This is a genomic window from Pseudoalteromonas sp. Ps84H-4, from assembly GCF_024124645.1.
Taxonomy (GTDB): Bacteria; Pseudomonadota; Gammaproteobacteria; order Enterobacterales; family Alteromonadaceae; genus Pseudoalteromonas; species Pseudoalteromonas lipolytica_C.
Genome location: NZ_JAMXSK010000011.1, coordinates 35,469 through 47,232 on the forward strand (window position 1 = coordinate 35,469; position 11,764 = coordinate 47,232).

The 11,764-nt window shown below is 39.5% G+C and carries 10 protein-coding genes; 1 reads left to right on the forward strand and 9 read right to left on the reverse strand.

Features of this window, described 5'->3' with window-relative positions; all coding sequences use genetic code 11:
• Positions 1–14 precede the first annotated feature (14 nt).
• Positions 15–290, forward strand: a complete 276-nt coding sequence (locus NH454_RS11170) for an HU family DNA-binding protein (protein WP_036972004.1) — start codon at positions 15–17, stop codon at positions 288–290.
• Between the two features lie 85 nt (positions 291–375).
• Here the strand turns inward: NH454_RS11170 and ilvN are convergent, their stop codons facing one another.
• The 9 genes from ilvN to NH454_RS11215 form a co-directional block, all read right to left on the reverse strand.
• On the reverse strand, positions 376–873 hold the full coding sequence (ilvN, locus tag NH454_RS11175) for an acetolactate synthase small subunit (RefSeq protein ID WP_135926385.1): 498 nt from the start codon (positions 871–873) through the stop codon (positions 376–378).
• Positions 873–2,597 carry an acetolactate synthase 3 large subunit gene (locus tag NH454_RS11180; protein WP_135926386.1) on the reverse strand — a complete coding sequence of 575 codons (1,725 nt, stop codon included), beginning with the start codon at positions 2,595–2,597 and terminating at the stop codon, positions 873–875. Before NH454_RS11180 ends, ilvN begins: the two co-directional genes overlap by 1 nt.
• Before the next feature lie 760 nt (positions 2,598–3,357).
• Entirely contained in the window at positions 3,358–4,332 is a 975-nt protein-coding gene (locus tag NH454_RS11185) for a transposase (RefSeq protein ID WP_253039098.1), read from the reverse strand.
• 215 nt (positions 4,333–4,547) lie between these two features.
• Positions 4,548–5,555 (reverse strand): isocitrate dehydrogenase, encoded by a 1,008-nt coding sequence (locus NH454_RS11190; protein WP_130052654.1) that lies wholly within the window; start codon positions 5,553–5,555, stop codon positions 4,548–4,550.
• A 215-nt stretch (positions 5,556–5,770) separates the two neighbouring features.
• Positions 5,771–7,468 (reverse strand): hypothetical protein, encoded by a 1,698-nt coding sequence (locus NH454_RS11195; protein ID WP_253039099.1) that lies wholly within the window; start codon positions 7,466–7,468, stop codon positions 5,771–5,773.
• 6 nt (positions 7,469–7,474) lie between these two features.
• Positions 7,475–7,858 (reverse strand): DUF3192 domain-containing protein, encoded by a 384-nt coding sequence (locus NH454_RS11200; RefSeq protein ID WP_075594547.1) that lies wholly within the window; start codon positions 7,856–7,858, stop codon positions 7,475–7,477.
• Positions 7,859–7,929: 71 nt separating this feature from the next.
• Complete coding sequence (gene xni / locus NH454_RS11205) at positions 7,930–8,703, reverse strand: flap endonuclease Xni (protein ID WP_253039100.1); 774 nt, start codon at positions 8,701–8,703, stop codon at positions 7,930–7,932.
• An 11-nt stretch (positions 8,704–8,714) separates the two neighbouring features.
• Complete coding sequence (ppnN, locus tag NH454_RS11210; protein ID WP_138557705.1) at positions 8,715–10,058, reverse strand: nucleotide 5'-monophosphate nucleosidase PpnN; 1,344 nt, start codon at positions 10,056–10,058, stop codon at positions 8,715–8,717.
• 71 nt (positions 10,059–10,129) lie between these two features.
• The gene (locus NH454_RS11215; RefSeq protein WP_138557704.1) at positions 10,130–11,665 is read right to left on the reverse strand and encodes a GGDEF domain-containing protein; all 1,536 of its coding nucleotides are present in this window, start codon (positions 11,663–11,665) and stop codon (positions 10,130–10,132) included.
• Positions 11,666–11,764 lie beyond the last annotated feature (99 nt).

Below are 11,764 nucleotides of genomic sequence, written 5' to 3' on the forward strand. Positions count from 1 at the left end.
ATAGGAATCTAACAATGAATAAAGCTCAATTAGTTGAAAAAATTGCTACTGATGCAGAAATCTCAAAAGCGGCAGCAACGCGTGCACTAGATGCATTCACTGGCGCAGTTACTAATTCTCTTAAAGAAGGTAACTCAGTAGCATTAGTTGGTTTCGGTACTTTCTCAGTAAAAGAGCGTGCAGCGCGTACTGGCCGTAACCCACAAACTGGTGCAGAAATTCAAATCGCAGCAGCAACTATCCCAAGCTTTAAAGCGGGTAAAGGTCTTAAAGACCAAGTTAATCCATAATTGGGTAACTAGGTTTATATTGAAAAAAGGGCTTATAGCCCTTTTTTTGTATTTGTTATATTTGAATCGAAGTGGCGAAAAAGGCTTATGCCTTTAACGCTTTATCACCACGACCAATACCAACCGCGCCAGAGCGAACTACTTCAATCAAATCACTTTCATGACGTAATGTATCAAGGAAGGATTCAACCTTCTCTGTGCTCGCTACAAGCTGCAGAGTATAGCTGTGACGGCCCATATCTAAGATAGCCCCTTGGAATACATCAACAACTCGCGTAACAGCAGCACGTGTATTCTCATCTTGTGCGAATACTTTAACTAATAACAGTTCACGCTCAATATGTGCCATCTCAGTTAGATCGATAATTTTTAGTACATCGACTAGCTTATTAACTTGCTTGGTGATTTGCTCAACAATACGATCATCACCCATGGTGGTAATGGTAATTCGTGATAATGAATGATCGTCAGTCGTACCAACAGTCAAACTGTCGATGTTATAAGCGCGTTGTGAAAATAAGCCAACAATGCGCGATAGTGAACCAGGTTCGTTTTCTAATAAGATTGATAAAATACGGCGCATTATGCTTTTACTCCTTTACGTAACCACATATCATCTACAGCCCCTAGCTTAATTTGCATTGGGTAAACATGTTCTTTTTCATCAACACAGATATCTAAAAATACCAGTCTGTCGTTTATAGACATGGCTTTTTCAATAGCAGGCTGTAGTTCATCAATATGATCAACGCGAATACCTACATGGCCATAGCTTTCTACTAATTTTACGAAATCTGGAAGTGATTCCATGTAAGAAGATGAGTGACGTCCTGAATACATCATATCCTGCCATTGACGTACCATGCCTAGTGAGCGGTTATTCAACGACACAACCTTTACTGCTAAATTGTATTGTAAACATGTTGATAGCTCTTGAATGTTCATTTGGATTGAACCATCACCAGTTACACAGATTGACTCTTTATCAGGGAAGGCAAGCTTAACACCCATTGCCGCTGGTAGACCAAAGCCCATGGTGCCTAAACCACCAGAATTAATCCATTGGCGAGGATGTTTAAATGGATAATATTGAGCTGCAAACATTTGATGCTGGCCTACGTCAGAGCTGATGTAAGCATCGCCATTGGTTGCTTTGTAAATTGCCTCGATAACTGCTTGTGGTTTGATTTTATCGCCATCTGTGCTGTAGCTAAGGCATTTTTGCTCACGCCAGCTGATGATTTGTCGCCACCAATCTTCTTGCGCAGAACGGTCTATCGATATTGAGCTCTTATCAATAGCCGCTTGTAATTGTTCGAGTACGGTCTTTAAGCAACCAACAACCGGGATATGCGCTTTAATTGTTTTAGAGATTGAAGTTGGATCGACATCAACATGTACTATGGTTGCATTTGGGCAGAATTTTTTAACGTTATTCGTAACCCGATCATCAAATCGTGCACCTAGCGCTAAGATCACATCCGCGTTCGCCATGGCTTTATTTGCCTCAAGGCTACCATGCATTCCTAACATGCCAATAAAGTTAGGGTGAGTGCCGCTGATACCGCCTAGGCCCATTAAAGTGTTAGTGATTGGTGCGTTTAATGATTCAACCAAGTGAGTTAGTTGCTCAGAGGTGTTTGATAAAATAATACCGCCACCAGAATAGATCACTAATTTCTTCGCTTCTAAAATTGCTGTGACAGCTTTACGAATTTGTTTTGAATGACCTTTGGTATTTGGATTATAAGTACGTAGTTCAGTGGTTTTTGGAAACTCAAAAGGAAATTTAAGCTCAGGGTTTAACATATCCTTTGGTAATTCAACCACAACTGGGCCTGGGCGTCCGGTGCTCGCTAAGTAAAATGCTTTAGCTAAAATAGTAGGGATATCTTTTGCGCTGCGACAGTTGTAACTGTGTTTAACGATTGGACGAGAACAACCAACAATATCTGTTTCTTGGAAAGCATCATCACCAATTAAACCTGTAGGCACTTGCCCAGAAAGCACCACCATAGGAATAGAGTCCATATAAGCGGTTGCAATACCGGTAATACAGTTTGTTGCACCCGGACCTGAGGTGGCAAGAACAACACCAACGTCACCTGTTGCTCTGGCATAGCCATCGGCCATATGTGTTGCGGCTTGCTCATGTCGAACTAAAATATGCTCAATATCTTCTTGCTGAAATAATGCGTCGTATAAATCAAGTACAGAACCACCAGGGTAACCAAAAATATACTTTACATTCAATTCTTTAAGTGCCCGAACAACTAGTTCGGATCCATTGTATTCTGTTGTACTCATCCTCATTCCTCTGTGTGTGCAAGCATAAATGCATAAAAAAACCCCCGCATAGGGCGGGGGTTTTTTAAAAAGCGTGCTTTCACCTTTTAATAGACTCCCGCTGGGCTTGTAACTAAGACCAGTACGAGTACATTGACGACTAAAAGGTGACGGCTAATATTCATTGTTTATTAATTTCTTCTAAAAATCACAGCCGACTAGAAGGCTGTTGTTTAAAAAATGTTAGATGTATTTTTAAGTGTTTTAGAAACTGATGTCAACCGCAAAAGTGTTATTTTGCATTAATTTTTCTATATTTTCATTTTTGTATGTTTTTATTGCAAATTAAAGTGTGGTTTTATGTTTTTGCAGGTGTAACTATGCATTAAATTGATTGTGTGATGAATGTTGAGCTTTGCATATAGATAATGCGTACTTATCACTGATACGCATAACTTAGCCTAGTAAAATCCACTTTTTAAACTCTTTTAATAAGACACCCACTTTAACTTTTACTTACAGCCAATACGCAGCTTAACTAAACAAGACACCCAGTTTTATTTTTCAATCGTAATTAACAATCTATATGGTCTTTAACTAAAAGAGCGTGTGGATATTAAGGTATGAATAATATTGCCCACTAAAATGCAAATTAACACTAAAAATGATGGATTTAGTTTCTTCTTGGACAATTTGCTAAGCATTAGTTGTAAAGAGTGCATACCTCAGGTTTGCAACGAGGTTGTGCTCATTAATTATGTTCTGGAGGTTTAATTTATAATTAAGCAAATAAAGCTAAGCTGTTTGTAATTGAGCTTCTTCGCTTTCGTTTCATGTTATTTGCATAAGCCGTGATAGCTTGCTCTTTACCTGCAGTATTTTTAAATGAGCGGGTAAAGGAAGTGGTGAGTGTAAGCCAATTATCAGAGCAGATATTTAATCTTTCTAATATAGGTGCTGCATCTAGTGGGATTACACCAGGTTTACCTTCTCTTATAGAATGGCCAGTCCAATCAATAAGTTGCAAATAGGTTTTAAGTTCAAATGGGAGTCCTTTAGGCATATGCTTGCGTAGTTTACCTGCAAAGCGCATAAGTGTTTTCGGTTGCTTTGCTTTTTGAGCTGACTCAATACGTGATTTTATACTGGTGTAGTCTGATTGCTCCGGTAAACTAGCTGCTTTTGCTCTCACAGGGTTCAAGTCAACATAAGCAAGGCAAGCTGCAAGTGCTGCGTCATCAAGCAAGGCTTGCGATTTAAAGCGACCTTCCCAAAAACGCCCTTTGCAATCATCTTCTTGATTCGCTTTTCGCGCGATGCTCTCATTTAGAACACGCATAAACCAACTAATACTACTTAGCCTTTCTCGATATAAATTAACTCTGTCATTAACTGCCAAGAGCTCTGCTTGTGTTAGTAATTCGCCATTTAAGAAGCGTTGGCATAGGAATGTACTGTTGAATAACTTGTGCCACCTAATCATAATAGCTTTATTACTTAAACGCTTCGCTTTTGCTATATCAATGTGCAGAACCAGATGTGTGTGATTACTCATTACTGCGTAGGCGCAAATATCTATACAAAATATCCGACCAAGTTGAAGTAGTTTCTTTTCAACCCAATCCCGCCTATGTTCATATGAGCGGCCTGTTAGTGGATCATGCCCACACAAAAAAGCGCGACGAACGCAGCGTGAAATACAGTGATAATAGGGTGTGTTTGAAACGCTAATTAAGTTTCTGCGAGGGGTTGCCATGTTCTTCTCCTCCATGAGTGAACTATGTAAGTTTAGTCATAATTTTGAGAAGTGAGAACTATTAAGTTGGGTGTCTAGTTTTATGTGTGTGTTATGGATGTCTAATTAATATGGATGTCCAATTAATTGAGGGTATAAAAAAGCCAGTCTTAGACTGGCTTTGGGTAGGGAGTGTTTAAGGGCTAGGTTGTCTTAAGCCCTAAACAATTATTCTCTTATAGACGCTCAATTACTGCTTGAGTGAAGTCTGTCGTACCGTGGCTGCCGCCAAGGTCACGCGTTGTGCGGTCGCCTGTTTTGATAACATCTGCAACTGCACTGCGGATGCGCTCTGCAGTGTCAGCCATACCTAGGTGCTCTAGCATTTGGATTGATGCTAAGATCACTGAAGTTGGGTTTGCAAGGTTTTTACCAGCGATGTCTGGTGCGCTACCGTGTACAGCTTCGAAGATAGCTGCATCTTCACCAATGTTTGCGCCAGGAGCCATACCAAGACCACCAACTAGACCAGCACATAGGTCAGATAAGATATCACCGAATAAGTTTGTAGTAACGATTACATCAAACTCATCTGGAGTCATAACTAGTTTCATACATGTTGCATCAACAATCATTTCTGTTGATTCGATTTGCGGGTAACGCTCAGCTACTTCACGTGCAACTTTTAAGAATAAACCAGATGTTGATTTAAGGATGTTAGCTTTGTGAACAGCCGTTACTTTTTTACGGCCTTCACGTACCGCTAGCTCGTATGCAAAAGTTACGATTTTTTCTGCACCTTCACGGGTGATTTTTGACATTGCTTCTGCTTCGTTACCATCTTCAGATACAACTTGGCCAAGACCTGAGTACATACCTTGTGTGTTTTCACGAACAGTGATGATGTCGATATCGTCGTAACGAGCTTGTGTACCTGCAAATGATTTAACAGGACGAACATTAGCATATAGGCCAAACTTTTTACGTAAAGTCACGTTGATTGAAGTGAAACCTTCACCAACTGGTGTAGTTAATGGGCCTTTTAAAGTGATCTTGTTACGCGCAATTGTGTCGATTGTTTCTTGCGGAAGTAACTCACCAGTTTTTTCTAGGGCAGCAAGGCCAGCATCAACGAATTCATAATCAAAATCGCAACCTGCAGCTTCAAGGATCTCAAGTGCTGAATCAATAATGCTAGGACCAATGCCGTCGCCTTTGATCACTGTGATGGTTTGTTTAGCCATTTACTTTTCCTATTTATGAGTAGATAAACACGTAAACTCGTCGCGAAATAGCATGCGATTTACTTGTTAGAAGGTTTACGTGGATGTGTTTGAAAATTTAAGCGGCTTTTATAGCAATTTATTCAGCTTTTTACCAGTTTATCCTGTGAATACTGACTATAAACAGACTAAAGTTCATATTTATTTAACGTTTTCGCACTTTTTAACAACACATTCTAAAAATTGTCTGCAAACTCGCAATTTTTCAAATATGCATAAAAATTAGCTTTTGAGCCCCAACCAGCAGCCGATAGGCTGTCGAAAATGATTTGCTCTTGCCAGCTGCTAAATAAAGCTTTTGGTTGAAAAACATAATAAGTAAATAATTTAATAGCTATCCAATGTTTCTCATTTATGCTGAGTTGCTGTTTTTTGTGTTGTTCACTAGCCAGTAAATGTTGAGTCCAGACGTTGTCACCAATTAGCTGATTTAAATATTCAGTCAATGGGGCTTGATCTAGGTGATTAACACCAAATAGGCAGGCCAATGGTGGGCTAATAACATGCTCTTCAGCTTGTTCAAATATAGTTTTTCGAGACAGGCTCGTAGCTTGATATTCGCAAAGGTATAAAACGTAGGCATATAATGGCAAGCTAACGTGTTCAAATTGCACTGAGTCAGAGTGTTTAAACAATGCTTGAATAATCCGCACCATATTTTCAAGTCGTTTAGAAATATGCTGAAACAGTGGGTGAGTAGTTGTTGCCACTAAGCGTTGAAACAATACTTTCTGAATGATTGCCGGTGCATTGTCGTATCCAACCATCGATAAACAATGACGCAAGTCTTTGGCTCTTTGCTGCTCTTTATTATAGGGCTTAGCGGCAATTGTCAGTTGCGTAATTAATTCAGGGTAGGGACTTAACAGTTTATTTAAACCACGATAGCTGTATTCTTTTGATACTTTTAAGTCACTAATTAATGCTAAGTATTGCTGTCTGCGTTGCTGATTTATAGGTGGTGGTTCTGTAAAATTGATGTTCTCACTAAACCATACGGTGTAGAGCAAACGCGTGTCTTTACATGTTCTTTGTTTGTCTAAAATGCTCAAATTAGCTTTGATGCGATGCCAGCGTACTTTTTCTGGGCGGCTAGCATCGACTAAAATATGCCTACCTTGCTCATCGGTGGTTAAATAGATAAGAATGCGTTCAGCGTAATTTACTTCACTTGCTGGAATGTATGGGCCTATGTGCGCAATGAGCGCCTTTATTGCATTTTGAGCAAACTCATTAGGTGTACGAAGATAAATATCAGCCAATGCTTTATGTATACTAATATGCCCACCAGATTCACGATAAGTGGTATTCATGGCGATAATGTTAGCTAAAGCTACAAGTGTTGTTGCTCCGTCATAAATCATAATTTTTGGCGCACTTAAAAGTGCTTGTTTGTATTTATTTAACCGCGCTAACAAATGCTGAATAGATAATGTATGAGGACCTGAGCTTTGCAGTAATTTTGCAGCAAGCTGGTGACGACTCTGCCAAAGTTTTTTATCTTGTAATGTTAATTTTTCACAGGCAGCTAATTTATTGCTTTGAGTTTGTACGCACAGGTAATTAGCTAAACAGCAGCTAATAATTTGTTCACTAATTGCTTGGTTGTAATTTAGGCTACGACATAGAATGCAAGCAATAACGCATTGGTTTACAACTAAATTTGTTGTGTAGCCATGATTAGGAACATATAAGCTAAGTTGCGCTTGCATACCCTTTGGGCAGGCTTGGTAGATTAAGTAATATCGCTCAGCAAGGTTGCTTAATAAAGGATAAATTTGCGACCATTTCTGCTTTTGATAATAAAGCTTGAGCAACTGGTGCGTACTATCAAATAAGCGTGCCAACTCACGAGGCGTCACGTTTTCCATCATAAGCGGTTAGGTTTCTTGTTGATAGCTTTCATAGGCACTTGGCCCCCACAATACTAATTGACCATTTTTAAACAGCAAGCCAGTGCACTCATCTATTGTTGTAATACCATCCGATTTTACGTGTTGTGTGCGGTAAAAAATGATTTGCCAAACATTGTCTTCGACCCGTTTAGCATAGGTTAGATCTGGGCTGCCTAAGTAATCAAGTACGGCGTTTAAGTTTTCAGGCTTATCGATAGATAGTTTCGAGATGTAACGTTTATTAAAAGCTTCACGGTCTTGCCAGATCATGGCTTGTGGATCATCTTTATAAAAAGTGATCACAAGAGTGGCGATAAGTGCATAAACACCTAAACCCAGCACCAGATATTGGAAAACCTTTTTAAACATGTGTAACTCTTTAAAATTAACGCGAATTTGCAGTATACGCTGTGATATCCAAGTGCGCTACGAGATTGCGATTAATTGAGCCTTAACTGCTTTAAACTAAAGCCTAAGTGAATATCTGTGCGTAACATCACAAGATTTTTCGAAATAACAAACATATCCATCTCATCGTTCAATTTGCGCTTTACTGAAGGGTTTAGTTCATCGTCGTTGATTGCGGCTGCAATTGACTCATACTCATTTACTAATTGCTGCGCAGTTTTGTTACCAATACCTTTCACGCCGGGTATGTCATTGGTTTTATCACCAGCTAAAGCCCAAAAATCAGCGAGTCGATGTTTTGGAACATTAAAGCGCTGTGTAATGTCGTCGGCTTCAAGATACTGTTTTTTGAAGTAATCATAAATAGCAATCTGCTCAGATAAAAATGGTAAAAACCCTTTATCTGTAGAAACGATAGTAGAAGGTACATTATTAGTCGCGGCTTTATGTGCCAGCGTGGCAATTATATCGTCAGCTTCATCATTGTTAGGTGAAAACACCACAATGCCTGTTTGTTCAATGGCTTGTTTAAAAAGCGATAAGTTTTGTTTTAGGGTATCTGGCATCGGTGAGCGAGTGCTTTTGTACGCCTCATAGTAGTGATAACGCCAGCTTTTTTCACCATCAAACACAGCAATCGCGTGAGTAGCTTTAGTTTGCTGACGTAACTTTTTACAAGCATGTGCCACGCGGGCACAGCTTGCTTTTATCATATGTTCTTCACTGTGATGACTCTGATTACTATCAACAGCATAGATGCGCCTACTGAGATTTAACGCATCTATTAAAAGTAACTGGGTTGTCACATAGTCTCCTGTTAAGCTTTTATCTCATAGCAAGGAATATACTTACTACCGGGTAATTTCATTCGCCCTTGCTCAACAAAAGCAGCAAGTAGTTTATCCATATCAGCCATTAATGCAGGCTCACCACTTAATACAAATCGGCCATGTTGCTTGATGGCTTGCAAGCCTTCGTCTTTAACATTACCGGCCACAATACCTGAAAACGCACGGCGTAAATTAGCGGCTAGTTGCTGAGTCGGCTGATCTAAGTGTAAATCCAAACTCGCCATATTGGCATGAGTCGGTGCAAACGGCTGTTGAAAATCATTATCGATTTTTAGCGTCCAGTTAAAGTAGTATGCATCACCTTGACTCTTGCGGTATTCACGCACTTCAGCCATTTTTGATTTGAGTGTTTTGCCAACTCGCTCTGGGTCATCGATGATCACTTCAAACTTATCAAGCGCCTCTTTACCAAGCGTTTTCTCAACGAATTTACACAGCTCAATAAAGTAATTTTCACTCTCTCTAGGGCCAGTTAAGATCACAGGTAAAGATTGTTTTTCGTTTTCAGGGTGCAGCAAAATACCTAAAAGATATAACAGCTCTTCTGCGGTACCCGCGCCACCTGGGAAAATAATAATGCCATGAGCTGTACGGATAAACGCCTCTAAACGTTTTTCGATATCAGGCAAAATCACTAATTCGTTTACAATTGGGTTAGGTGGCTCAGCGGCAATAATACTTGGTTCAGTTAAACCTAAATAACGATTATTAGTAATACGCTGTTTGGCATGGCCTATCGTCGCGCCTTTCATTGGGCCTTTCATTGCACCTGGGCCACAACCTGTACAAATGTTTAAGCCACGAAGCCCAAGCTCATAGCCAACTTGCTTGGTGTATTTGTATTCGACTTCGTTTATAGAGTGGCCACCCCAGCAAACTATCATGCTCGGATCGCTATTGACTCTTAGTGCACCTGCATTCCTGAGCATGTCAAACACCATATGAGTTATGGCTTTTTGCTCAGTTAAATCTTTTTCGTATTTTTGACAAATAAATAGAATATCGCGAATAACCGAGAAGATATGTTCATGAATACCGGTGATAATTTCGCCATCGACAAAGGCTGATTCGGGTGGGTTTTCAAGCTCAATTTTAATCCCGCGTTCGCGGCTCAATAAGCGAATATCGAAATTTTCGTATTTGTTGTAAATTTCAGAGCTTGAGTCAGTGTGGCTGCCCACATTAAGAACCGCGAGCACACAGTTCCTAAATAATTTATAGCGCTCGCTGGTGGATGATTGTTCGAGTAGATCAACTTCTAGTTGCGATAGTAAATCCAGTACACCTGTAGGATTCAGTTGTTTTAACATAAGCACTCTCCTGGCTCGTCAATGAGCCTTTATCATTGTGTGTCAAAGACCTTATTAACAAGATGAGGCCTTTATTTGCTAATGCAAACTTTATTTCGTCCCTCGTTCTTGGCTTTGTATAGTGCTTCGTCTGCACGGTCAAAGGCAATCAGTGGGGTATCACCTTTTTTCAACTGGGTTGCGCCAGCAGAAATGGTGATTTCTACTTGCTTATCTTTGAATTTAAATGGAATACCTTGAATTGTCTTACGCAACTTTTCAAGTGGAGCTGCTGCACTTTCAAGTGACATACCGCTCATTAGTAACACAAACTCTTCGCCACCGTAACGGGCAATAAAGTCTGATTTACGTATTGATTTTTGTAGTGCTTTAGCAATGACTTGTAATGTTTTGTCACCGGCACTGTGGCCATATTGGTCATTAATTGATTTAAAATGGTCTACATCAATTACTACAAATGTCACTGCCGACTCTTGTAGATCAAATAATTGAAACTCTTGATTAAACCGTTCATCAAACGCTGCGCGGTTGGGTAGTTTTGTTAAACCATCTAGCAAACTTTTAAATCGTTGTTCATTTAAGCGTTGTTTATAAGTTGAAAGTTTAGTTTCTAAATGGCTAATACGGCTATTGATATCGTTAAAGCTAGCGAGCAAGTTTTCTCGCTCCGTTTGCTCTAGTTTTTCTTTAGCAATTAAATCATCACTTAAAGATTTTAGTTCTTCTTCTACTAATTCTTTAAGTGATGTTATTGAAGTAGCCTGCTGAGTTTGCGTATGAAGATTCTTAATTTTTGCTTCAATCTGTTTGTTCAGCGAATCGTATTCTGCGCTAATCGACTCTGAGTGTTTACTGGTTGAAACAATAGAGTGATGTAAATCTTCAATAGTTTGATTTAATGAGATTAAAAAGCTTTGTGCAGATTGACGCTCTTTACTCATATTACGCGTGATGATGGTGATAATACTCAGCGCAGAATCAAGTAAATCGTCAACACTGTCATTATGAGTGATTTTGCTTTTAATTATATTTATTTGCTCTGCACTTTCATCCTCGAGCACAAGCTCATTAGCAAGAGACAGCAGCTCAGACGCTAACTCAGGTTTGATTAATGCCTCGGCTTGACTACTTTTAGCGAGCTTTGCTTGAAGTGCTTGGTGATAAATAGTAACCAGCTTAGACAATAAAGGTATAAAGTCATGATTAGACTGTATATTATTCAATTCGTGGTCAAGCAGATAACGCAATGTTCGACGGGCATTATCAGGTAAACCTTGGACTTTTTGTAATTGTTTACCTGCATCAGTGATGCTTTTGTTAAGCTCGCGTTGTTGAGCCATTTGCTTGGTTTCTTGTTGTTTTAGAAGACCAAGTACATCATCTATGAAAGGTGTTAGTAATTCAAAATTAACACCTTTTTTTAGTGCGTTTCTAAATTTGGCTAAACGGTTATCTAGCTCAATGTCTAGCCCTTTACAGCTGAGCGACAGTTTTGCCGCAAACTGTGAAAGCACTTCAACTTGATGTTTGCGTGCATCTTCGACCACTGTGCGTGCGTCGATAGCCTGCTTTAACTTTTTATTAAGAACATCATGCTGTTGCTGCACCTAGTAATACCGCCGTCAAGATTCAAATTTTCTATAGGGTAAGTTTACAACAAATTAATACGAAATGTAGGTTCCAAGTCAAAAACTTAGTTAATTTGT

Bases quoted from the DNA above. Each gene is read 5' to 3' on its own strand.
- NH454_RS11170 (WP_036972004.1), top strand. From the start codon at position 15: ATGAATAAAGCTCAATTAGTTGAAAAAATTGCTACTGATGCAGAAATC.
- NH454_RS11200 (WP_075594547.1), bottom strand. From the start codon at position 7,858: ATGTTTAAAAAGGTTTTCCAATATCTGGTGCTGGGTTTAGGTGTTTAT.
- NH454_RS11195 (WP_253039099.1), bottom strand. From the start codon at position 7,468: ATGATGGAAAACGTGACGCCTCGTGAGTTGGCACGCTTATTTGATAGT.
- NH454_RS11190 (WP_130052654.1), bottom strand. From the start codon at position 5,555: ATGGCTAAACAAACCATCACAGTGATCAAAGGCGACGGCATTGGTCCT.
- ppnN (WP_138557705.1), bottom strand. From the start codon at position 10,058: ATGTTAAAACAACTGAATCCTACAGGTGTACTGGATTTACTATCGCAA.
- NH454_RS11180 (WP_135926386.1), bottom strand. From the start codon at position 2,597: ATGAGTACAACAGAATACAATGGATCCGAACTAGTTGTTCGGGCACTT.
- ilvN (WP_135926385.1), bottom strand. From the start codon at position 873: ATGCGCCGTATTTTATCAATCTTATTAGAAAACGAACCTGGTTCACTA.
- NH454_RS11185 (WP_253039098.1), bottom strand. From the start codon at position 4,332: ATGGCAACCCCTCGCAGAAACTTAATTAGCGTTTCAAACACACCCTAT.